Below are 22,098 nucleotides of genomic sequence, written 5' to 3' on the forward strand. Positions count from 1 at the left end.
AAAACTAACGCAAGCTTTAGCAGCTTTTTTTTAAATTACTTTTGAAAAGTAAGATAATCTGTCCCTCCATTTCCACCACTTATATCCACAAGTTTTATTTCTGTAGAACTATATGAAATAATATCCCAATCATCACTTAATTCTTCAAAATCTGGAGGTGAAGAAAAAGCTATATTAAAATCGATATCACTATCGCTGCTACTACTGCTATCATCTGTAACAGACCAAGTACCCGTATAAGTATTTACTCCATTAGTGGCAGTTAAAACACCATTAGTTGCAAAATTAAAGGTATACCCATTAAAATCACTTGTCTCATCACTATCTGTATCGTAAAAATAAGTGATAGTCCAATTTCCAGATTCCATACTATTCGTAATAGCATTTATTTCAGCTGAATTGTTGTTACTGTTTCCATCGTCATCATCAGACGAACAGGTAGAAGAAAGGAGTGTAAACGCAAACAAAAGTAACATTGCAAGATTGATTGTTTTTTTCATGATTTTCCCTTTAAAAATTAAAATTAAATATAGTCATAATTTTTCATAAAAAAAACAGTATTCAAACACACATCATTATATTTCAAGTAGTTACAAAAACACTTTTTAGATTACAAATATTCTTGATACTGCATCACTCTAAAATCAAACGTATTAAATGCAGGATTACTAGCCTTTAGATGTTTGTATAAAGGCATACTACCAATGGCTCTATTTGCAGATCCTGAAGAAGAGGTTAGCGAAACGGTTTTAATTATTCTTTCTTTGAGACCTCTCGACTGCGCTCGAGGTGACATTTCGTTATCTACTGGAATGACGAATTGATGCACTCTTGGTATCTCATTAGAAACCAATTCTAATTTTATATTGTGTTCTTTTATGTGTTTTCGGAAGAAATACTCCGGACCATTTTTACTGTTTCCTCCTGTGAATAATAGCGTTTCAATGCTTGGATACTTTTTTATATAATCGATCACATTCCGAAGCTGCATATTTTGCATGCCTAAATCGGAAGCATCTATCTTTTCCCGTTCTGCACTTGCTACAATATCACAAACCCCTATTTGATGTTTTATTAGGAATGCTTTACGTTGGTCTATTGCTTCTTGGGAATTATCATAACGCAAACTTAAACCGTGAATCTTTTCAATATACAACCACAAGGAATTGTAATAACTCCCATAGCAGAAATTCACATCTTTTTCTAAAAGTTCTCCAATACTAAATCTTGGCGGCGGAAGCGTACCTACAATTAATTTCTTGGTGTCTTTTTGTATAAATGGCGGATATGGATGTTTATGAAGAAACACGTTTATACTTTTATTTTATTTCCGATTTTTTTACCAATAATATAAGCCACAATAATAGTTAGTAAAACAATAATAATATTAAAAAAAATATAAAGTGTATATAGAAAAATATTTTCTTTAGACTGAAAACAAAAACTGGAGATAAAACATACTTCTGAAGATTCCTCAACCATAAATGTAAGAGAAAAACTAGAAATTAAAATCACAAATACACTGATGACTAAATACTGTTTACCCGAAAGCTGTTTTTTCTTTATACCTGTTGGTTTAAAAACATTGCGCTCTGCTTCGGTACGTTTATTATTTTGTAAGGACCAAACTACTTTTTTATCTTCCGAACTCATGTCTTATTATTTTTTCTCGTTCCACAAACAGAAACAACTATACACTTTTTAAAAGTTTTTCTACATTCCTAAAGGTGGTTCTGTATTTTTTACCGTTCCTTTTTGTCATGTGCTGCGATTCTATATACATCTCGTTTAATATTTCTTTTGCTTCTTCGGTTTTATTTATTGCTATTAAAAACTTAGCTAATATAAAACGCTCCTCATAGTTGGAGTATCTATTATCAATAGCACGTAACTGACTTTCGGCTTCTTCTATTCTTCCTGATTTTTCTAAGGCTAAACCATACACAAATTGCGCTTTAGACTTTTTAAATTCAGGATGTTCTTTTATTTTTTCTGAATAATGAACTACTTGATTAAAATCATTTAGGTTATAATAAGCGGTAATTAGATTTTTAATTACGTAAAAATCATTTTTATAATCACTATCTAATGCTAATTCATAATGGGAAATAGCTTTTTGATATTCTTTATTTTCTAAATAAGCATCTGCTAGATTTATTTTATTCTGAAACGTTTCTGAAAACTCCAGTTTCTTTTCTAAATCTTTTATTTTTTTTGTTGGATTAATTAGTGTTACCAATTCATTCGTCACTTTTTCTGCATCACGTTTGTTATACACTTGGGTTATTAAATAAATAACACATCCAATAAATGGTAAAAAAATAATTAAGAATATCCAATAGTATTCATTTCTATTTTTAATGAGGTGATAAATACAATAGGCTTGTAAAGCTACTATTAGATAATAAGGCATAAATGTTAAATAATTTTTAAAGCATTAAAAATAGCAAAGTAAAAGTTAAAAGTTTTGTATTTTAAGAGTAAATCAAATTTACAAACATTATTTATGGGAAAAGGAGATAAAAAAACAAAACGCGGAAAAATAAACAGAGGTACTTTTGGAGCTAGAAGACCAAGAATTAAAAAACGCGTTCGAACAGAAAATAAAATTAATGTGAATAAAAAAGTAAAGATTTAATTACTGCATTTTTTTTTAAAACTATTTACCAATAGATTCCTGCCTTCGCAGAAACTGGACTACCTAATAAACATTAAATTGTTTTCTGTAGACATGGCTTCGCTAAAACCATAACCTTCGTAATTAAAACCTTTTAAATCTTCTATGGTTTTGGCATTGGTATCTACAATATATCTTGCCATAGCACCTCTTGCTTGCTTTGCAAAAAACGAAATCACTTTATACTCGCCATTTTTTAAATCTTTAAAATTCGCAGTAATCACTGGTACTTTTAATGCTTTTACATCTACAGCTTTAAAATACTCGTTACTAGCAAGGTTTAAAAACAACTCGTCGTCTTCCAGTTCCTCATTTAATGCTTTTGTCACTTTCTTTTTCCAGAACTCATACAAGTTTTTGTTTTTACCAATAGGCATTTTCGTACCCATTTCTAATCGGTAGGCTTGCATTAAATCTAATGGTTTTAAAACACCATATAAACCAGAAAGGATACGAACCGTATCTTGTAAAGTATCTAGTTTTTCTACCGGAATGGTACTCGCATTTAAACCTTTATACACATCTCCTGAAAACGTATAAACTGCTGGTCTTGCATTTTCTTTAGTAAACGGTAATTGCCATTCTTGATTACGCTCGTAATTTAGTTGTCCTAAATTATCGGAAATATGCATAAGCGTAGATAGGCTTTTTGCAGATTTCTTTTTTAGTAATTTATTTAAGCGTTCGGCTTCGTTTAAAAAAGTTGCTTCTGTGCTTTTTGTTGTTGGCAATTGCGTTTCAAAATCTAAGGACTTTGCTGGAGATAGTACTAGTTTCATTGAAAATTTATTTTTTCATTTCCGTGAAAACGGAAATCTCATCATTTAGGTAAAATTCTATTTCTATAACCTCAAATTTACAACTTACTTCTTTACTTTTTAAAGATGTAAACTGAAATATTCTATGCTTGTATAAGTGTTTGCTATGAAATGGAATTTGCGTTAGTGATTGCAGTGATATCCTTTTTTGTGTCCGTTCGAGTGATGCGACCAAAGGAGCATTGTATCGAGAACACTAAAAAAAGATTTAACGGAAAGCACGACATTTTTTTCCTACGAGGTTTTTAAAACCTTGTAGGTATAAAAATGGAACGCCCAACTTCACATTAGTTCCGTTGGGCAATCCTATTCTTTAAACACCTATTTATTAATGATCTACATGCTTCGAATAGTGTCTCCACTTTTCGATACATTGTTGGATATCTTCTGGGATTTCGGACTCAAAACGCATAAATTCATTGGTTTTAGGATGTACAAATCCTAAGGTCTTAGCATGCAGCGCTTGTCTTGGTAATATTTTAAAACAGTTATCTACAAATTGTTTGTATTTAGTAAAAGTGGTTCCTTTTAAAATAAGGTTTCCTCCATAACGCTCATCGTTAAAAAGCGTATGACCAATATGTTTCATGTGCACACGAATTTGGTGCGTTCTACCGGTTTCTAACTTACAAGCCACCATAGTAATGTAGCCTAAACGCTCAATTACTTTGTAATGTGTAACTGCTGGTTTTCCGTTCCCTTCTTCATCCTCTAGATACACGGTGTTTTGCAATCTATTTTTTTGGTGTCTACCAATATTACCTTCTATGGTACCTTCGTCTTCATCCATATTTCCCCAAACTAGTGCTACGTATTCACGCTCACTTGTTTTTTTGGCAAACTGACTAGAAAGATGCGCCATGGCTTCTTCGGTTTTTGCAACTACTAGAAGTCCGCTAGTATCTTTATCAATTCTATGTACTAATCCTGGACGTTCGCTAGAGTTATTTGGCAGATTATCAAATCTGTGAATAAGTGCGTTTATAAGCGTCCCTGAATAGTTTCCATGTCCTGGATGCACCACCATTCCTGCTGGTTTGTTTACTACAAGTAGTTCGTCATCTTCATACACAACATCTAATGGAATATCTTCACCAACCAAAAGGTTTTCAAAAGGTGGATGTGCAAATTTTACACGAATCACATCTAATGGTTTTACTTTATAGCTTGATTTTACAGCTTCGTCATTAACAAAAATGTTTCCGTTTTTGGCAGCTGTTTGTATTTTATTACGAATGGCATTTTCTATGCGATTCATTAAATATTTGTCTATTCGTAAAGGCGCTTGTCCTTTATCTACAGTAAAAGCATGATGCTCATAAAGATCATCTTGTTCGTTCTGGCTTTCTGGTGTGTAATCTTCTGTCATTATTCGTTTTGTCTTTCGACGGTTGTCAAGATAATCTTCATCGGTTATCTTGTAATTGTTTGATTTAATTTAGACTATGGTCTTTTTCCGTTTCCTAAAACCAAATCAATTTTAGATGTTTTTGGCAATAAATCTCCAGCATTTATTTTTTCGCCTTTAAAACTTAATCGCACTACTTCGTCTTTTCCTAAGTAATCAATATACGTAATTTTACCAATAGTAAACCCTAAGGCTTCTAACATTGGTTTTGCTTGTCTGTAGGTACGCTCTCTTAAATCTGGAACTTGTATTTTTCTATAACCGGAAGGGTTTAGTGTTAAATAGATCTTTCGGTTTTCTTTTACTTTTTCACCAGAAGGAGGATCTTGATCGATTACCGAAAATTTTGGATATTTAGGGTTAAAATTTGCCGAATCTTGAATTTGCATCACCAAGTTATTCTCATTTAACTCTATTTCTGCTACTGCAATAGACTTTCCTTTTAATTCTGGAACGGTTTCAAACTTGCCATGATTAGTGGTATAACTCAACCATCTTAACATAAGGAAAGTCAGTACTACTATAGCTATAATGGCTAACGCTAGTTGTTTTAAAAACGTTTTACTGGTAATAAATTTAACAATGCTCATGATCTTATTTTAGATAGGCAAATATATAAAAACAGAACTGTTTTTACTTTTGATTAATTAATGATATTTTAGCTTAACTCTAATTAATGAAGATTTAGTATAAAATAATTAAGATTTCGCTCTTGCGGAAAAGATAAAAGTATGTCTGCAAAAAAAAACATAGCCATTATAATGGGAGGATATTCTAGCGAATATGAGATCTCTTTAAAAAGCGGAAACGTAGTCTATGAGCTACTTGACGCGAATAAATATAATTCCTACAGAATACACATTTTTAAAAACAAATGGGTTTATGTAGATGCAAAGGATAAGGAATTTGCAATCGATAAAAACGATTTTTCGGTTACAATAAATAATGAAAAAATAACTTTCGATTGTGTTTTTAACGCCATTCATGGTGCTCCTGGAGAAGATGGTTACATGCAAGCGTACTTTAATTTACTTAAAATACCGCAAACCAGTTGTGGTATGTACCAAGCTAGCGTAACTTTTAACAAACGGGATTGTTTAAGTATTTTAAGACCTTACGGAATTAAAACTGCGGAAAGTTTTTACATTAATCTTGGCGATACCATTGATGAAGATGCTATTATAGAAAAAGTAGCCTTGCCTTGTTTTGTAAAAGCAAATAAAGCGGGAAGTAGCTTTGGTATTACAAAAGTGTACAAAAAGGAAGATTTGCAAAACGCCATTGACGTTGCTTTTAAAGAAGATGACGAGATTATTATTGAATCTTTTTTAGATGGTACCGAAGTTTCTGTTGGAGTAATTACCTATAAAGGAGAAACCAAAGTATTACCAATTACCGAAATTGTACCTAACAATGACTTTTTTGATTATAAGGCGAAGTATTTAGGCGAATCACAAGAAATTACTCCTGCTAGATTAACCAAAGAACAAGAAGAAAAAGTAAATGTACTAGCTAAAAAGGTCTACGAAATTCTAAAAATGAAAGGTTTTAGTAGAAGCGAATATATTTTTAAAGATGGCGAACCGCATCTATTAGAAGTAAATACAATTCCTGGCTTAACCAAACAAAGCATTTTACCACAACAAGCAGCAGTTGCAGGAATAACACTTCCTGAATTATTTGATAATGCTATTGTGGAAGCATTAAAGTAGTATACTGTTTACAGTGACAGTATCCAGTTAATAAATTATTATATTTGACAATAGAGATTTTAAATTAAAAAGAAAAGATTTCCGACTACTCGGAAATGAATAATAAATTTTTCAATGAAAAGAGCACTTTTTCCGGGATCCTTCGATCCAATAACGCTAGGACATTACGATATCATTAAACGTGGTGTAAAACTATTTGATGAAGTGATTGTTGCTATTGGTGTAAACTCCGAAAAAAAATATATGTTTTCTTTAGAAGAAAGAAAGCGTTTTTTAGAAGAATCTTTTAAAGATGAACCAAAAGTAAAAGTGGTTACGTATAAAGGTTTAACTATCGATTTTTGCAAAGAAGTAAAGTCCCAATTTATTTTACGTGGCTTACGAAACCCTGCCGATTTTGAATTTGAAAAAGCTATTGCACATACCAATAGAAAATTATCTAAAATAGAAACTGTTTTCCTTTTAACCGCTGCAAGAACTTCTTACATAAGCTCTAGTATTGTTAGAGAAGTGATACGAAACAATGGTGATTATACCGTTTTAGTTCCAGATAGCGTACGCGTTAAACAAGATTAACTCGGTCCTTTTTTATCGCTTTGCTTAATACCTCTATAAACTCTGAAGTAATAAATGGCTTAAGGATATATCCATCTAATTCATACTCAACAATTTTTACCTGTACTTCATCTGTGGAAGCTGCTGTTAAAGCAACAATCGCTATTTCTTTATTAAACTCACGTATGCGTTTTGTAGTTTCATAACCATCCAATTCTGGCATGTGTAAGTCCATTAGAATACAATCAAAGTGTTCTATTTTCACTAACTCTATTGCTTTTTCACCAGAATCTAGCACTTTAGATTCCATTTTAAGTTGATCTAATACACGCTTAGTTACTAATCTATTTATCTTGTTATCATCAACCACCAAAATTTTATAGTCTCTAAGCTGATTTAACTGAAGCGAAAACTGCTCGCTAGACACATTGATTTTACGACTCTTCTTAAAACATAATTCAAAATAAAAAGTACTTCCTTTGCCTTGCTCACTGTCAATTCTCACTTCACCACCCATTGCTGTCACCATGCGCTTCACAATAGACAATCCTAAACCGGTACCTTTATAAGATTTTTCAATTTTTGCATGTTCTTGGTAGAAATTCTCAAAAACTTGACCCTGCTTTTCTTTTGAAATACCCACTCCTGTATCGGAAACTTCAAAATAAATGCGAACCTCATCCCCTTTATCTTTTTCCTTTCTAACAGAAACTGTAATGTTACCATTATTGGTAAATTTTATTGCATTAGAAATTAAGTTTATAAATATTTGAGACAATTTTAAAGAATCTCCTACCAATAAATCTGGAATAGAATTATCATAATCTAATCGGATAGTATTGGAACTATCTCGTAACGCGAATTCTAAACTATCAATAATATTGGATATAATATTCTTCAGATCCATGTCTAATAATTGAATTTTCATGGTACCTGATTCCACTTTATTCAATTCTAATACATTATTAATTAACGACAATAAATGATTTCCTGAAAACTTTAAGGATTCTAGGTATTCTTTGTGATCTGGACTAACATCTTCTTCTAGTAATAAATTAGATAGTTCGGTTACCGCATAAAGAGGCGTTCGTAATTCATGGCTAATTTCAGAATAAAAATCACTCTTTTCACGAGACAAATTTTCGGCTTTATCTCTAGCTTTCTGGAGTTGTTTATTTTTCTTATATCCAAAAAAGGCTAAAAGCAATAAAGCGGAAGTGAAAAAAATTAGCACGCCATTAAATATTCTAGTTTTAGCGATATCTCGATCTTGCAGTGCTTTTTCTTTTTCTACAAGTGTTAATTTAAGTTCATTCTCTCTAATAAAATTATCTGCTTCGATTTGTTTCGCCTTCTCATATTGTTTCATAGAGTTGATGGAATCATTAGTTGTGATATAATCCTCTAAAACATAAAAAGCACTCTTAAAATCTTCTTTCTCTACATAAATATCAGCTCTATTAGAATACGCTTCCGACCTAACTTCCAAGAAATTGTATTTTTCAGAATACTCTAAAACCTTTTGATAATATTCTAACGATTTCTCTTCATCACCAAGTTTATGATGCAAGAAACTTAGAACCTCCAACACTTCGGCTACAATTGCATCTTTCGGATAATGCTCGTACGCCAAAACTTCAGCTCTTTTCATATAACCGTAGCTTTCTTTATAATCGTTAGGCGTTGGTGCTTCCTTTTCAATTAAATTAACCCCCATATTATATAAAGGATATACTAATTCGGCTTGCGCATTACTTATTTCTGCTAGATTTAAAGACTTTTTAAAGTAGACATTAGATTCCTCTAATTTGTTATATGCCCTGTAATTAACGCCAAGATTGTTATAGGCAATTATGATTTCGGAAGTATCTTTTAATTTTAGGAATAAATCTTTAGACTTAAATAGATAATCAAAACTTTCCGATTCGTTATCCATATAGTAGTGAGAAGCCCCTAAATTATTGAAGGCACTTGCTTTAAGATAATCGTCATTTACCTTGTTAGCATAGACTAACACCTTACTACTAATTTCAATGGACTCTCCATACTTAGCGCGTTGATTGAGCTCAAAAGCTCTATCTACTTCCGTAAGCATATATTTGGAAAGATCAGGTTCCTGTTGCGCGTAAACTGGGGCGGTTAAACAAGCAACAATAACCAAACTAAAGTAAAAATACTTTATTAGGCACGTTTTCATATTTCGCAAGATAAAAAAAACACAGGACAACCAAGCGCTTAATCGGTATTAAATTACACTTTATCGTGTTTTACAGTTATTTACAAATGTTAATCTATAATTTATATTCGGATAAAGGCTTAGGAAAGTCTTCTGGATTTGCCGCTAGATGGTATCGTGGATCATCTATATCTTCTACAACAACATCTCTAAACTTAGGACTTGATTTGTATAATAAGATTTTACAATCTTCACTTAAATGTTTCAGCTTGATACTTTTTCCTTCAGCTTCATATTTTTCAACTAAATTAAAAATAGCTTCAATTGCAGAGTGATCACTAATACGAGATTCTACAAAATCTATTTCTACTTTTTCAGGATCGGTTTTCACATCAAACTTATCGTTAAATGCTTGAATACTTCCAAAGAATAAAGGGCCCCAAATTTCATAAACCTTAGTCCCATCTTCTCTTATACGTTTTCTAGCTCTAATTTTCTTAGCATTTTCCCAAGCAAATACTAAAGCCGAAATAATTACACCTACAAATACTGCAACTGCTAGATCAACAAACACAGTAACCAAGGATACTGTAATAAGTACAATAGCATCCGCCATTGGTATTTTCTTTAATATTCTAAAGCTGGACCATGCAAAAGTTTCAATAACCATCATAAACATCACACCTACTAAAGCTGCAATTGGTACCATTTCAATTAATTTATCTGCAAATAGAATAAAGGATAATAAAGTAACAGCCATCATAATTCCAGATAATCTTCCGCGTCCTCCAGCATTTACATTAATTACCGTTTGGCCAATCATACCACAACCTCCAGTTCCTCCAAATAAACCAGAAACAATATTTCCAGCTCCTTGTGCAACACATTCTCGGTTTCCGTTTCCTCTAGTTTCTGTTAATTCATCGACTAAATTCATGGTCATTAAAGATTCTATCAATCCAACTGAAGCTGCTAAAAACGCAGGTAATGCAATAAATTTTAAGGTATCTAAATTAAAAGGTAATTTTTCCCAAAGCTCCATATTTGGTGTTGGAAACTCTCCTTTTAGACCAGTTCCTCCTCCTTCAACAATATAAGATCCAACAGTAGAAACATCCATATTAAAACCAATAACAATAAGACTGGTAACTAAAATGGCCGTTAATGCAGCTGGTAATTTTTTAGTAATTTTTGGTAAACCCCAAATAATCCCCATAGTTAATAACACCAAACCAATCATAACGTACAGTTCAGATCCTTGCATATAGGTCCCTACATATTCTTTTACACCTGCATCCGAAACTTCCATCGATTTATGTGAAAACATTTTTACTTGCGCCATAAAAATAACAATCGACAAACCGTTAACAAACCCCATCATTACTGGATGCGGAATTAAACGTACAAAGCGTCCTAATTTAAAGACTCCTGCAAAAATTTGAATGATTCCCATAAGTACCACACAAGCCATTAGGTAGAAAAAACCCATATTTTCAATAGGTGTATCCATTAACATACCTTTGGTGTGCCCGTCTGCAATCATAGTCACAAAAATCACAGCAACAGCTCCTGCAGCACCAGAAATTAAACCTGGTCTTCCTCCAAAAATTGCGGTAATTAATCCAATAATAAATGCTCCTGACAAAGCCATTAACGGATCTATTTGCGCAACAAAAGCAAAAGCTACAACTTCTGGTATCATAGCCAAAGACACAGTTATTCCTGCTAAAACATCATCCTTTGCATTTGGTACTATTTTTCTTATAAACTCAGTCATTTCTTTCTTTTTGAGGGAGCAAAAGTACTGTTAATTAACAGAAACGCAAGTGCATATTGTTATATTTGTCTTTCAATAACTTACTAAAACGTTTGAAAAATGAAGAAAATAATTTTCTTATTCATTTTATTCACAGTTTGTCATACTCCAAAAAACAAAACAAGCTTTAATTTTGAAACTACTTTTGAAAAAAGTAAAGGTTTAGAAACCGCAACTTATAATGAAGTAATAAAATACTACTCCAATTTAGCGAAGACTTATCCGGAAATCCATTTCGATTCTATTGGAAGCACAGATTCTGGAAAACCGTTACATATTATAACACTTAATATGGATGCGGATTTTAATTTTTCAGAAATAAGAAAGAATAAACGTATTCTATTTATCAATAATGGTATTCACCCAGGAGAATCGGATGGTATTGATGCCACGATGCTATTATTTAGAGATATTGCTAACGGAAAAATTGAAGCTCCAAAAAACACGGTATTAGTTACCATTCCTGTGTATAATGTTGGCGGAAGCTTAAATAGAAATACCAGTACTAGAACCAACCAAAACGGACCAAAAGCATATGGTTTTAGAGGAAATGCTAGAAATTATGATTTAAACAGAGACTTTATAAAGAGTGATACTAAAAATGCTAAAGCCTTTGCTGAAATTTTTCACTTAGTACAACCAGATGTTTTTATAGACAATCATGTTAGTAATGGCGCAGATTACCAATACACACTTACCCATTTATTTACGCAACATAATAAACTTGGTGGCGATTTAGGAAATTATCTGCATACCAAAATGATGCCTGAGTTAGAAAAGAAACTCTCCGAAAAGGATTGGGATATTACGCCTTATGTAAATGTATTTAATCAAGTACCAGAATCTGGATTTAGTCAATTTCTAGATTCGCCAAGATACTCGACTGGTTACACGACTTTGTTTAACACTTTAGGAATGATGGTAGAAACACACATGCTAAAACCATATAAACAAAGAGTGGAAGGTACTTATGAGTTAATGAAAAGCATGTTAGAAATTACCGAAGAAGATGGAGAAAATATTAAAAATCTTCGTAAAGATTATCATCAAAAGCTACTAGCAAATAAAACTTATCCTTTAAACTGGAAAGTAGATACTACTAAATCTTCCGTCTTGAACTTTAAAGGTTTTGAAGGAAAAAGAATTCCGAGTACTATAACAGGAAAAGATCGATTAAAATTCGACACCACAAAACCGTTTACCAAAGCGATAAGGTATCAGAATTATTTTAAATCCACAGATAGCGTTACTATTCCAAATGCTTATGTCATTCCCCAAGGCTGGTGGAACGTTATAGATTTATTAAAGTTAAATCAAGTAGAAATGTCACAACTAGAAAACGATACGCTACTAGAAGTAGAATCGTATAAAATGGATGATTTTGAAACTAGAAAACAAGCCTATGAAGGCCATTACCAACATTATAATACTTCGGTAAAATCTTCTATTGAAAAAATCGCTTTCCGTAAAGGAGATTATATGATTAATACCAATCAAAGAGCTCTTCGTTATTTATTAGAAACTTTAGAACCACAAGCACCAGATTCTTTCTTTAATTGGAATTTCTTCGATACTATTTTACAGCAAAAAGAAGGTTTCTCACCTTATGTTTGGGAAGACAAAGCACAAACATTGTTAAAACAAAATCCGAAATTGCAAATCGCTTTTAACACCAAAAAATCTTTCGATAAAGACTTTGCAAATAATTGGTATGCACAATTAGATTGGCTACACAAACAGAGTGAAAATTATGAAAAAGCACACTTACAATATCCGGTTTACCGACTAAAATAGAACGAGTTAGAAGAATTAAAAATATTTTTAAACTTTTGTAAAACCAATCAAAAAATAATCTAATTTTGTTTAAAATTTATATCGCGATTATCGCTTTTAATGAACAAATACATTGTTGTCAATCAACCTGAAAAATGGAATTTTTCGATTGAGAATATTACTGTAATTTCCTCGCAAGAGTATCTTACTAATCCTACATTCTCCCTTTTAAAAAAGGCTAGAATTTTTAATCTTTGTAAAGATTACTCCTACCAATCCAAAGGCTATTATGTTTCGCTTTTAGCGGAAGCCAGAGGGCATTTAGCAATTCCAACTGTTAAAAACATTGTAGATTTAAAAACTTTAAAATTGGTTAGAATTGTATCGGATGAATTTGAAGATGTGATTCAACAAAGCTTAAAAAACATTAAATCTCGGGAGTTTACTTTAAGTATTTATTTCGGACAAAACGTAGCGCAAAAATACAAAGAGTTAAGCGGCTTATTTTACAAACACTTTCAAGTACCTTTTTTGCGTGTTAAATTTAATTATAACACGAAATGGAACATACAAAGCATCAAGGCTATTTCCGAATCGGAGATTCCCGAAGAACATTTAGAAAGTGTACATGAATTTGCAAATCAGTATTTTTCAAAAAAAAGGTATGATACGCCAAAATTAGCAAAATCGGATTTCGATTTAGCCATACTTGTAAACCCTAATGATCCTGCGCCACCAAGTAATGCAAAAGCCTTAAAAAAGTTTATTGATATTGCTGAAAAAATGAATATTTATGCAGAAATCATAGAACCAAAAGACCTTTCCCGTTTATCTTCTTTTGATGCGCTATTTATTAGACAAAGCACAGAAGTAAATAACGAAGCCTATGCTTTTGCAAGAAAAGCACAACAAGAAGGTATTGCTATTATTGATTATCCGGATGCCATCTTAAAGTGCTGCAATAAAGTGTATATGGCAGAAGCTCTAAACAACGCTAATATTGCAACTCCAAAAACTATTATTGTTCATAAAGACAATAGAAATCAGGTTTTAAAGGAAGTAGGCTTGCCTTGTGTTTTGAAAGCTCCAGATTCTACGTTCTCCTTTGGTGTGAAAAAAGCAAAGACAGAAGAAGAGTACAACATTCTAGTAAATGAGATGCTTAAAGAATCGGATCTTATTATCGCACAAGAATTTTGTCCGTCAGATTACGATTGGCGGATTGGTATTATAGACGATAAACCGTTTTTCGCTTGTAAATATTATATGGCAAAAGGACATTGGCAAATATATAATTGGAAAGCAAAGAAGAAAAATGATCAAGATGGCGATGCCGATTGTTTACCAATTGAAGATGTACCAAAAAAGGTTTTAGATATGGCTTTAAAATCGGCACGACTTATTGGTAAAGGATTGTATGGTATTGACATTAAAGTAGTCAATAACAAACCAATGGTAATTGAAATTAACGACAACCCAAATATTGATTTTGGTGTAGAAGATTTGCATTATGGCGATGCAGTATACACTGAGATTCTTACAGCATTTAAAAACCGACTAGTATAATCATGAGTAAAAGATATCATTTGTTCGAAGTTTTTGGAATAGAACTAGAATACATGCTAATACACAATAGCAATTTTAAAGTTGCTCCTATTGTAGATACCTTATTAACCAAAAAGGCAGGAGAAATTTCTGCAGATATTGACAACGGAGAAATTGCATGGAGCAATGAACTGGTTGGTCATGTCGTGGAGTTAAAAACCAACGGGCCAACGGCAGATTTAAATGCATTGTCTAATTTGTTTCATAAGAATGTAATAGAGATAAACCAGATTTTAAAATCGGAAGACTCCCAATTATTACCAACGGCATGTCATCCTTTAATGAATCCGTTAATAGACACCCAGCTTTGGAAACACAGTTATAGTGAAGTATACGAGTTATACAACAGAATATTTAATTGTAAAGGACATGGTTGGAGTAACGTACAAAGTACACATATCAATTTACCTTTTTTTGATGATAAAGAGTTTGAAAAATTACATGCAGCAATTCGCGTCATCTTACCATTAATCCCAGGACTATGTGCAAGTTCTCCAATTTTAGAAGGCAAAAAAACAGGTTTTAAAGACACCAGATTAGAGTATTATAAAACGAACCAAAAGGAAATCCCAGAAATGACTGGTTTGGTAATTCCAGAACGTGTTTTTAGTAAAGTAGATTATTATGCAACCATTTTTGAACCAATAAAAAGAGCCATAAAACCTCATGACACTAAAAAGATTTTAGATCATCATTTTTTAAACTCTCGAGGTGCCATTGCTCGTTTTGATAGAAATGCGATCGAAATTCGTCTAGTTGATATTCAAGAATGCCCAAAAGCAGATATTGCTATTTGCGTATTAATTATTGAAGTTTTAAAACTGCTGGTAAACAAAGAACTTGGCTCTTTACAAAATCAGAAAAAATGGTTAAAACAGGATTTGTTTGCCATTTTAAACCCGATTATTAAAGATGCGGAAACCTATACCATTTCTAATTTAGAATACTTAGAGTTGTTTCAATTAGAAGATAGTACAACGGTTCAAAACATTTGGAAACATCTGTATCAATTAGCAAAACCAAATATAGATGCTTCGCATTATGAAGCATTAGATATTATTTTAAATGAAGGCACTTTGGCAACAAGAATATTAAAAGCGGTAAACGACGATTACTCGGAAGAAAACATCAAAAAAACGTATAGAAAATTAGCTTCTTGTTTACAGGAAAACAAACTATTTTTACCATGAAACTGATATTAACTTGTGAGCATGGCGGCAATAAAATTCCGAAACCATATCCATCGTATTTTGATAATCATGCCACTATTTTAAACTCCCATCGTGGCTATGACTTAGGCGCTTTAAATCTTTTTAATCATTTAAAATCGCTTGCTCATTTTTCAGCGTTTAGTGAAACTAGTCGCTTATTAATTGAACTAAACCGAAGTTTACATCATAAAAATTTGTTTTCAGAGGTGTCTAAATCCCTTTCCGAAAACGAAAAAGAAGAAATAATATCTCGCTATTATTTAGAGTATAGAGACGAGGTAGAAACGGTGATTAAAAAATATTTAAAAACCAGTAAAAAAGTAGTACATCTTTCAGTGCACTCCTTTACTCCTGTTTTAAATTCGGTAACCAGAAAATGTGATATTGGATTGTTATATGATTCTAGAAATGCTTCGGAAAAAGGGTTCTGCAAACAGTTAAAAAAAGAAATATTAAAGATAGATAACACGCTCAACGTAAGATATAACTATCCGTATTTAGGAAAAGCAGATGGGTTTACCTCCTATTTACGTAAACAATGTAACAAAAATTATATTGGTGTAGAGTTAGAAGTCAATCAGAAATTCTCTATAAATAATAAAATAAATGAAGATCTAAAAGCGGTGCTTTTTTCAGCAATAAAAAATAGTATCTCTTAAACTAACAATTTAATATTAGCATAACTATTTTCTAAAGCTTTTTTACTCTCTTCGGTGTTTAGCCATTCTACCTTCGTTATACCTTCATTTTCCTGAGGGTATAATTTACCTGTAAAGCTAGTTTTCATTTCAAACCAATAGGTAATCTTTATTCTATGTTTTCCATTACGTTTAAAAATATGGTAGGTAGTTTGTAAAGGTTTTACTATTTTCAAACCTGCAACTCCAGTTTCTTCAGCAACTTCACGAACTGCAGTTTCTTCTATAGTTTCATGCGGTTCTGTTTTTCCTTTAGGTAAATCCCATTTATCATTTCTATAAATAAAAAGAATTTCGCCAGAATCATTAAAAACTTTCCCTCCTCCAGCAACTACATTAGGCAACAGTTTTAAAAATTTTTTAAGAAGCTTTTCTGGTTTTTTATGTATTAGCCTAACCTCTTTTAGAGAAGTAGTATTAAGCTCTTTAATCACCTTTCCAATATCCACAGAGTCAAGCAAATAGTTTTTAAAACCAGATTCTTTCTCTACAATATTAGTAAGTACTATAGGTTTATCACTTACAAAAACTTGATACATTATTTTAGTTTGGTTTAGTTTTGTAAAAATATCATTTTTTTGCACAAAACAAATAGCATTAAAATTAAATTTATATTAGTTTTGTATCTATGATTTTTAACAAAGACACCGCCAAAAAAACCGCAGAAGTTTTATTGCAAATTAATGCTATAAAACTTAGTCCGAAAGACCCATTCACTTGGGCTTCGGGATGGAAATCTCCTATTTACTGCGACAACAGAATCATTTTATCATTCCCTCCAATACGAAATTACATTCGTGAAACGATGGGAAAACATATTGAATCTCAATATGGTAAACCAGATGTCATTGCTGGAGTTGCTACTGGTGCCATTGGTATTGGTATGTTGGTTGCAGAGTATCTAGGACTTCCTTTTGTTTATGTTAGACCGGAAGCAAAAGCACATGGTAGAAAAAACCAAATTGAAGGATTTATAGAATCTGGACAAAACGTTGTGGTTGTTGAAGATTTAATTAGCACAGGAAAAAGCAGCTTAAATGCAGTTAGAGCTTTAAAAGAAGCTAAAGTAAATGTAAAAGGAATGGTTGCCATTTTTTCTTACGGATTTGCAATTGCAGATGAAAACTTTAAAGAAGAAAACGTAACCTTACACACCTTAAGTAATTACGAAAATCTATTGGAGCAAGCTTTAGACACAAAGTATATTACCGAAGATCAATTAAAGACTTTGTCTGATTGGAATGCTAACCCAAGCGAATGGAACGCTTTTTGAAGTAACAGAAATAATGTTATATTGTAAAAACAATAAACAAGTAAACTAATAACAACAAACAATACAATGAATTTACAATCTCCAAAAGCAACCATTGAAAAATCGGCACAGGAAACCTTTGATTTTTTATGCGATATCAAAAACTTTGAAACTTTAATGCCTGAAAACATTAGCAAGTTTGAAGTTTTAGGTGAAGATAAATTTCTTTTTGCTTTAAAAGGTATGCCAGAAATTGTCTTAAAAAAGAAAGAAACCGTAGCGCCAAATAAAGTTGTTCTAGGTGCAGCCGGAGGAAAATTAGATTTTTCTTTAACAGCAAATATTATTGAAATTACAGAAAACTCAAGTGAAGTACAATTATCTTTTGCTGGTGAGTTTAATACAATGATGGCAATGATGATAAAAAAACCAATTAGCAAGTTTATTGAAACATTAGCTGCTAATATGCCAGAAGCGGTTTAGTACAAGAGTTTAATTTCTTTTAAATCATATTCCTTTAAAACGTTATCTTCTAAAAGTACTTGAAGATTTCCGTTTTGCGAAACAGATTGTATAATACCAGAAAACATTTCACCTTCTATGTCTTTAAACGTAGAAGGTTTATTTTTTCTAAACAAATACGTTTCATACGTTGTTTTCAATGTTTCTAAATTACCATTTTCTAAAAGCATGAAGTAATGCTTTAGGTTTTCAATAAAATCCAATAAAATTTCATCTACATTAAAAAGCCTTCCTGTTAATAATTTTAAGGACGATGCTTGTGGTAAGTTTTCAAAATTAGTTTGATTTACATTTAGACCAATTCCTATAATAGAATCTTTAAATCGGCTTTGTTTGATGCTGTTTTCAATTAAAACACCACAAATCTTTTTATTTTCTGACAAAATGTCGTTCGGCCATTTGATACTTAATTTAGAAATTTGATGTTTTTCAAGCGTCTTAATAAGAGCAATTGAAACAGAGATACTTATATAAAAATGCTGATTAAAATTTAAAAATGAAACATCTTTAAACACACTAAACATAAGGTTTTCACCAGAATTAGCAGTCCACAAAGTCCCCATTTGTCCGCGACCTTTAGTTTGGTAATCTGTCTGTACAACCGTATAATCTACAACCCCTTCTTCACTACTTAATTCTTTTAAAAAAGTATTCGTAGAGTTGATGGCATTAAGTTTGATTATACGCATTATATTAGTGGTTTTAAATCTTATAGATTTTTAACACTATAAAGAACTAAAAAAATAATAACTTTGCACAAATTTAATTCATATTAATGACAAAAGAACAAACAAATCCAGACCAACTAATTGCAGGAATTTTATCTGGAATTGAAGATGTAAAAGGACAAAATATAAATATTCTAGATTTACGAGAAATAGAAAACACAGTATGTGACTATTTTATAGTTTGTGAAGGTACTTCAAACACACAAGTAAGTGCTATTGTTAATTCTGTACAGAAAAAAGTTAGCAAAGATTTAAAAGATAAACCTTGGCATATTGAAGGTTTAGATAATGCCGAATGGGTTTTAATGGATTATGTAAACGTTGTTGTTCACGTATTTCAAAAACACATTAGAGAGTATTATGACATTGAAAGTCTTTGGGGAGACGCAAAAACGACAGTTATAGAATCTAAATACTAAACAGGATTACCACTTTTGTGGGAAATACATATGGCAAACGAAAAAAATACAAATAGCAAAAAACCTAAGTTTAATTACTATTGGATTTATGGTGGCATAATAGCCATTTTTATTGCAATGCAATTTTTAGGCGGAAGTGGTTTACAAGACGCTAAAACAATTACTCCTTCACAATTTTTTGAATACGCAAAAGATAATGAAGTTGCAAAAGTTGAAATAATAAACAGGCACGAAGCAAACGTTTATTTAACAAAAGAAGCGCAAGAAAAAGAAACACATAAAAAATCGAAACCTTCTAGTTTTATACCTAGTTCTACAAAACTACCAAATTACAGTTTTGAGATTGGTGACTTACAAAACTTTGAAAACGACCTTAAAGCAATCGGTAAATACGATATTTTAAGTAACAAAACCGTTTCTAATGCTTGGGGAGATTTAATTATTGGTTTAATACCATTTATACTTTTAATTGGTGTTTGGGTATTTATTATGCGACGCATGTCTGGAGGTTCTGGAGGTGGTGCTGGCGGACAAATATTCAATATAGGAAAATCTAAAGCAAAACTTTTTGACGAAAACACAGAAGTAAAAACATCCTTTAAAGATGTTGCTGGTTTAGAAGGTGCTAAAGAAGAGGTTCAAGAAATTGTAGATTTCTTAAAAAGCCCAGAAAAATATACAAACCTAGGGGGTAAAATACCAAAAGGAGCTTTACTAGTAGGACCTCCTGGAACAGGAAAAACCTTATTAGCAAAAGCAGTAGCAGGAGAAGCGAAAGTTCCTTTCTTTTCACTATCTGGATCAGATTTTGTGGAAATGTTTGTAGGTGTTGGTGCCTCTCGTGTTAGAGATTTATTCAAACAAGCAAAAGAAAAATCACCAGCAATTATTTTTATTGATGAAATAGATGCTATTGGTCGTGCAAGAGGTAAAAACGCCATGTCTGGAAGTAATGACGAGCGTGAAAACACATTAAACCAATTACTAACAGAAATGGATGGTTTTGGTACCAATACCAATGTGATTGTAATAGCTGCTACCAATAGAGCAGATATTTTAGATAAAGCATTAATGCGTGCTGGACGTTTTGACAGACAAATCTTTGTAGACTTACCAAATTTAACAGAAAGACGTGCCATTTTTGATGTGCATTTAAGACCTCTTAAAAAGGTAGAAGGGTTAGATATCGATTTCTTAGCAAAACAAACACCAGGGTTTTCTGGAGCAGACATTGCAAACCTTTGTAACGAAGCGGCATTAATAGCAGCAAGAACAGATAAAAAAGCAGTAGAAAAGCAAGATTTCTTAGACGCTGTAGATAGAATTGTTGGTGGACTGGAAAGAAGAAGCAACTTATTTTCTGTGGAAGAAAAGAAAACTATTGCATACCACGAAGCTGGTCACGCAGCAGTAAGCTGGTTTTTAGAACATGCAGATCCTTTAGTAAAAGTAACTATTGTACCAAGAGGAAGATCTTTAGGTGCTGCTTGGTACTTGCCACAAGAAGCATATATTACTAGAACAGAAAAGTTTCTAGATGAAATATGTGTAACTATGGGAGGACGTGCTGCCGAAAAAATAGTCTTTAATCAAATTTCTACAGGTGCTTTAAGCGATTTAGAAAGTGTTACCAAAAAAGCGAAAGCGATGGTTATGATTTATGGCTTAAACGAAAAAATAGGAAATATCACTTATTACGATCCTGCAGGAGAAGGCGGATTTGTAAAACCATATAGCGAAAAAACAGCAGAGTTAATTGATGGTGAAATTAAAAACATTATCGAAACGCAGTTTCAACGTGCATTAGATTTATTAGAGTCTAAAAGAGATGTACTAGATAAATTAGCAAATAGACTTATAGAAAGAGAAGTTATTTTTAAAGATGATTTAGAAGAACTTTTAGGAAAACGTCCTTTTGATACAGAAAAAGAAGTGCTTATAGATAAGTAATTTTTTCAAAAAAAAATGTTAACATTAATTTAAAATCTTAAATTAACCCATTGGTTAGTTTAAGATTTTTTATCTTTGATAAACGCTATAGCGAAAGCATAACCTGCTATAATTTAAATGAGTCTTTTTAGAAAAATTTTTGGTTCCAAATCTGACACAAAAGAGGAAGAATTACAATCGGACAAACGTGGCAAATATATGCCAGAAATAAAGCTACCAATAGATGAAAAGTTTACTATAAACTTTAAATCTAATGGCGGAAAGTTCTTGTATTGCGAAAATTTAAATGAAGTTTTTGATTGTATGCAGCACATTATTAGTGAAAATAATTGGCAAGAAGCTAGCGCGTTTATTCTAGACGATAATCTAAAAGACAAGTTTTCCTCCTCTAATTTAAAAGTTACCAAAAAAATTCCTGAAGCAGAATACATGCTTACCACTTGCGAAAATCTTATAGCAGATGATGGCTCACTACTTATTTCTTCTAATCAAATTGCAGAAAAAAAGCTAAATGAATTACCAGATAACTTTATTATATTCTCTACCACAAGTCAGATTGTAGAAAATATTGGAGAAGGCTTAAAAGGAATTAAAAAGAAAAACAAACAAAGAATCCCTACAAACATCACGACTATTAAACACTTTAAATCTTGTGATGAAAAAGACTTCTTAACCTATGGAAGTAGTTCAAAAAACCTATATTTGCTGCTTTTAGAAGATCTTTAAAATGAAATGTAAAAAAATGCATTTACTATTATTAGACAAAAACGGTAGAGAC

At 31.9% G+C, this 22,098-nt stretch carries 23 protein-coding genes; 12 read left to right on the plus strand and 11 right to left on the minus strand.

Going from position 1 to position 22,098, the window contains the following annotated elements; translation table 11 throughout:
- Positions 1-35: 35 nt before the first annotated feature.
- The 4 genes from AMD28_RS03700 to AMD28_RS03715 form a co-directional block, all read right to left on the minus strand.
- Entirely contained in the window at positions 36-500 is a 465-nt protein-coding gene (locus tag AMD28_RS03700) for a hypothetical protein (protein ID WP_083478231.1), read from the minus strand.
- Positions 501-610: 110 nt separating this feature from the next.
- The gene (locus AMD28_RS03705; RefSeq protein ID WP_055442823.1) at positions 611-1,309 is read right to left on the minus strand and encodes a uracil-DNA glycosylase family protein; all 699 of its coding nucleotides are present in this window, start codon (positions 1,307-1,309) and stop codon (positions 611-613) included.
- Positions 1,310-1,311: 2 nt separating this feature from the next.
- Positions 1,312-1,653: a hypothetical protein gene (locus tag AMD28_RS03710; RefSeq protein ID WP_055442824.1), complete on the minus strand. Its 342-nt coding sequence runs from the start codon at positions 1,651-1,653 to the stop codon at positions 1,312-1,314.
- Between the two features lie 37 nt (positions 1,654-1,690).
- On the minus strand, positions 1,691-2,413 hold the full coding sequence (locus AMD28_RS03715; protein WP_055442825.1) for a TRAFs-binding domain-containing protein: 723 nt from the start codon (positions 2,411-2,413) through the stop codon (positions 1,691-1,693).
- A 93-nt stretch (positions 2,414-2,506) separates the two neighbouring features.
- On the opposite strand from AMD28_RS03715, the gene AMD28_RS18310 reads away from it, so the two are divergent.
- On the plus strand, positions 2,507-2,638 hold the full coding sequence (locus AMD28_RS18310) for a 30S ribosomal protein THX (protein WP_083478232.1): 132 nt from the start codon (positions 2,507-2,509) through the stop codon (positions 2,636-2,638).
- A 59-nt stretch (positions 2,639-2,697) separates the two neighbouring features.
- On the opposite strand, the gene yaaA is transcribed toward AMD28_RS18310, so the two are convergent.
- From yaaA to AMD28_RS03730, 3 genes are all read right to left on the minus strand, one after another.
- Positions 2,698-3,456, minus strand: coding sequence for a peroxide stress protein YaaA (gene yaaA, locus AMD28_RS03720; protein ID WP_055442826.1), 759 nt, complete (start codon positions 3,454-3,456; stop codon positions 2,698-2,700).
- Between the two features lie 367 nt (positions 3,457-3,823).
- On the minus strand, positions 3,824-4,864 hold the full coding sequence (locus AMD28_RS03725; RefSeq protein ID WP_055442827.1) for an RluA family pseudouridine synthase: 1,041 nt from the start codon (positions 4,862-4,864) through the stop codon (positions 3,824-3,826).
- Between the two features lie 74 nt (positions 4,865-4,938).
- The gene (locus AMD28_RS03730; RefSeq protein WP_055442828.1) at positions 4,939-5,493 is read right to left on the minus strand and encodes a PASTA domain-containing protein; all 555 of its coding nucleotides are present in this window, start codon (positions 5,491-5,493) and stop codon (positions 4,939-4,941) included.
- A gap of 141 nt (positions 5,494-5,634) precedes the next feature.
- Between AMD28_RS03730 and AMD28_RS03735 the strand changes: the two genes are divergently transcribed.
- Both AMD28_RS03735 and coaD read left to right on the plus strand, forming a co-directional pair.
- Entirely contained in the window at positions 5,635-6,615 is a 981-nt protein-coding gene (locus tag AMD28_RS03735; protein WP_083478233.1) for a D-alanine--D-alanine ligase, read from the plus strand.
- A 114-nt stretch (positions 6,616-6,729) separates the two neighbouring features.
- Positions 6,730-7,191 (plus strand): pantetheine-phosphate adenylyltransferase, encoded by a 462-nt coding sequence (gene coaD / locus AMD28_RS03740; RefSeq protein ID WP_055442829.1) that lies wholly within the window; start codon positions 6,730-6,732, stop codon positions 7,189-7,191.
- Here the strand turns inward: coaD and AMD28_RS03745 are convergent.
- Positions 7,178-9,367, minus strand: coding sequence for a tetratricopeptide repeat-containing hybrid sensor histidine kinase/response regulator (locus tag AMD28_RS03745; RefSeq protein WP_055442830.1), 2,190 nt, complete (start codon positions 9,365-9,367; stop codon positions 7,178-7,180). The two genes, coaD and AMD28_RS03745, sit on opposite strands and share 14 nt — an antisense overlap.
- Positions 9,368-9,461: 94 nt before the next feature.
- Positions 9,462-11,123, minus strand: a complete 1,662-nt coding sequence (locus tag AMD28_RS03750) for a SulP family inorganic anion transporter (RefSeq protein WP_055442831.1) — start codon at positions 11,121-11,123, stop codon at positions 9,462-9,464.
- A 99-nt stretch (positions 11,124-11,222) separates the two neighbouring features.
- Between AMD28_RS03750 and AMD28_RS03755 the strand changes: the two genes are divergently transcribed.
- The 4 genes from AMD28_RS03755 (at position 11,223) to AMD28_RS03770 (ending at position 16,410) form a co-directional block, all read left to right on the plus strand.
- Complete coding sequence (locus AMD28_RS03755; RefSeq protein WP_055442832.1) at positions 11,223-12,956, plus strand: M14 family metallopeptidase; 1,734 nt, start codon at positions 11,223-11,225, stop codon at positions 12,954-12,956.
- A 99-nt stretch (positions 12,957-13,055) separates the two neighbouring features.
- A complete protein-coding gene (locus AMD28_RS03760; RefSeq protein ID WP_055442833.1) occupies positions 13,056-14,501 on the plus strand; it encodes a RimK family protein in 1,446 nt (481 codons plus the stop codon).
- Between the two features lie 2 nt (positions 14,502-14,503).
- The gene (locus AMD28_RS03765; RefSeq protein ID WP_055442834.1) at positions 14,504-15,730 is read left to right on the plus strand and encodes a glutamate-cysteine ligase family protein; all 1,227 of its coding nucleotides are present in this window, start codon (positions 14,504-14,506) and stop codon (positions 15,728-15,730) included.
- Positions 15,727-16,410, plus strand: coding sequence for an N-formylglutamate amidohydrolase (locus tag AMD28_RS03770; RefSeq protein ID WP_055442835.1), 684 nt, complete (start codon positions 15,727-15,729; stop codon positions 16,408-16,410). The genes AMD28_RS03765 and AMD28_RS03770 overlap by 4 nt, the downstream gene beginning before the upstream one ends.
- Here AMD28_RS03770 and AMD28_RS03775 read toward each other — a convergent pair.
- Positions 16,407-16,988, minus strand: a complete 582-nt coding sequence (locus AMD28_RS03775) for an NUDIX hydrolase (RefSeq protein WP_055442989.1) — start codon at positions 16,986-16,988, stop codon at positions 16,407-16,409. The genes AMD28_RS03770 and AMD28_RS03775 overlap by 4 nt on opposite strands.
- Positions 16,989-17,077: 89 nt before the next feature.
- On the opposite strand from AMD28_RS03775, the gene pyrE reads away from it, so the two are divergent.
- Positions 17,078-17,722, plus strand: a complete 645-nt coding sequence (pyrE, locus tag AMD28_RS03780; RefSeq protein ID WP_055442836.1) for an orotate phosphoribosyltransferase — start codon at positions 17,078-17,080, stop codon at positions 17,720-17,722.
- Between the two features lie 66 nt (positions 17,723-17,788).
- Positions 17,789-18,184, plus strand: a complete 396-nt coding sequence (locus AMD28_RS03785) for a hypothetical protein (RefSeq protein ID WP_055442837.1) — start codon at positions 17,789-17,791, stop codon at positions 18,182-18,184.
- On the opposite strand, the gene AMD28_RS03790 is transcribed toward AMD28_RS03785, so the two are convergent.
- Positions 18,181-18,912: a biotin--[acetyl-CoA-carboxylase] ligase gene (locus AMD28_RS03790; RefSeq protein WP_055442838.1), complete on the minus strand. Its 732-nt coding sequence runs from the start codon at positions 18,910-18,912 to the stop codon at positions 18,181-18,183. The genes AMD28_RS03785 and AMD28_RS03790 overlap by 4 nt on opposite strands.
- 86 nt (positions 18,913-18,998) lie before the next feature.
- On the opposite strand from AMD28_RS03790, the gene rsfS reads away from it, so the two are divergent.
- The 3 genes from rsfS (at position 18,999) to AMD28_RS03805 (ending at position 22,046) form a co-directional block, all read left to right on the plus strand.
- A complete protein-coding gene (gene rsfS, locus AMD28_RS03795; protein ID WP_055442839.1) occupies positions 18,999-19,370 on the plus strand; it encodes a ribosome silencing factor in 372 nt (123 codons plus the stop codon).
- A gap of 30 nt (positions 19,371-19,400) precedes the next feature.
- Complete coding sequence (ftsH, locus tag AMD28_RS03800) at positions 19,401-21,320, plus strand: ATP-dependent zinc metalloprotease FtsH (RefSeq protein WP_055442840.1); 1,920 nt, start codon at positions 19,401-19,403, stop codon at positions 21,318-21,320.
- 117 nt (positions 21,321-21,437) lie between these two features.
- Entirely contained in the window at positions 21,438-22,046 is a 609-nt protein-coding gene (locus tag AMD28_RS03805) for an LUD domain-containing protein (RefSeq protein WP_055442841.1), read from the plus strand.
- Positions 22,047-22,098: the final 52 nt, after the last annotated feature.

The sequence above is a fragment of the Lacinutrix himadriensis genome (genome assembly GCF_001418105.1).
Classification (GTDB): Bacteria; Bacteroidota; Bacteroidia; order Flavobacteriales; family Flavobacteriaceae; genus Oceanihabitans; species Oceanihabitans himadriense.

What these genes read in the sequence shown, in the direction of transcription:
- AMD28_RS03700 (WP_083478231.1), bottom strand. Translation starts at nt 500, where the DNA reads ATGAAAAAAACAATCAATCTTGCAATGTTACTTTTGTTTGCGTTTACA.
- AMD28_RS03710 (WP_055442824.1), bottom strand. Translation starts at nt 1,653, where the DNA reads ATGAGTTCGGAAGATAAAAAAGTAGTTTGGTCCTTACAAAATAATAAA.
- AMD28_RS03715 (WP_055442825.1), bottom strand. Translation starts at nt 2,413, where the DNA reads ATGCCTTATTATCTAATAGTAGCTTTACAAGCCTATTGTATTTATCAC.
- AMD28_RS18310 (WP_083478232.1), top strand. Translation starts at nt 2,507, where the DNA reads ATGGGAAAAGGAGATAAAAAAACAAAACGCGGAAAAATAAACAGAGGT.
- yaaA (WP_055442826.1), bottom strand. Translation starts at nt 3,456, where the DNA reads ATGAAACTAGTACTATCTCCAGCAAAGTCCTTAGATTTTGAAACGCAA.
- AMD28_RS03725 (WP_055442827.1), bottom strand. Translation starts at nt 4,864, where the DNA reads ATGACAGAAGATTACACACCAGAAAGCCAGAACGAACAAGATGATCTT.
- AMD28_RS03730 (WP_055442828.1), bottom strand. Translation starts at nt 5,493, where the DNA reads ATGAGCATTGTTAAATTTATTACCAGTAAAACGTTTTTAAAACAACTA.
- AMD28_RS03735 (WP_083478233.1), top strand. Translation starts at nt 5,635, where the DNA reads ATGTCTGCAAAAAAAAACATAGCCATTATAATGGGAGGATATTCTAGC.
- coaD (WP_055442829.1), top strand. Translation starts at nt 6,730, where the DNA reads ATGAAAAGAGCACTTTTTCCGGGATCCTTCGATCCAATAACGCTAGGA.
- AMD28_RS03745 (WP_055442830.1), bottom strand. Translation starts at nt 9,367, where the DNA reads ATGAAAACGTGCCTAATAAAGTATTTTTACTTTAGTTTGGTTATTGTT.
- AMD28_RS03750 (WP_055442831.1), bottom strand. Translation starts at nt 11,123, where the DNA reads ATGACTGAGTTTATAAGAAAAATAGTACCAAATGCAAAGGATGATGTT.
- AMD28_RS03755 (WP_055442832.1), top strand. Translation starts at nt 11,223, where the DNA reads ATGAAGAAAATAATTTTCTTATTCATTTTATTCACAGTTTGTCATACT.
- AMD28_RS03760 (WP_055442833.1), top strand. Translation starts at nt 13,056, where the DNA reads ATGAACAAATACATTGTTGTCAATCAACCTGAAAAATGGAATTTTTCG.
- AMD28_RS03765 (WP_055442834.1), top strand. Translation starts at nt 14,504, where the DNA reads ATGAGTAAAAGATATCATTTGTTCGAAGTTTTTGGAATAGAACTAGAA.
- AMD28_RS03770 (WP_055442835.1), top strand. Translation starts at nt 15,727, where the DNA reads ATGAAACTGATATTAACTTGTGAGCATGGCGGCAATAAAATTCCGAAA.
- AMD28_RS03775 (WP_055442989.1), bottom strand. Translation starts at nt 16,988, where the DNA reads ATGTATCAAGTTTTTGTAAGTGATAAACCTATAGTACTTACTAATATT.
- pyrE (WP_055442836.1), top strand. Translation starts at nt 17,078, where the DNA reads ATGATTTTTAACAAAGACACCGCCAAAAAAACCGCAGAAGTTTTATTG.
- AMD28_RS03785 (WP_055442837.1), top strand. Translation starts at nt 17,789, where the DNA reads ATGAATTTACAATCTCCAAAAGCAACCATTGAAAAATCGGCACAGGAA.
- AMD28_RS03790 (WP_055442838.1), bottom strand. Translation starts at nt 18,912, where the DNA reads ATGCGTATAATCAAACTTAATGCCATCAACTCTACGAATACTTTTTTA.
- rsfS (WP_055442839.1), top strand. Translation starts at nt 18,999, where the DNA reads ATGACAAAAGAACAAACAAATCCAGACCAACTAATTGCAGGAATTTTA.
- ftsH (WP_055442840.1), top strand. Translation starts at nt 19,401, where the DNA reads ATGGCAAACGAAAAAAATACAAATAGCAAAAAACCTAAGTTTAATTAC.
- AMD28_RS03805 (WP_055442841.1), top strand. Translation starts at nt 21,438, where the DNA reads ATGAGTCTTTTTAGAAAAATTTTTGGTTCCAAATCTGACACAAAAGAG.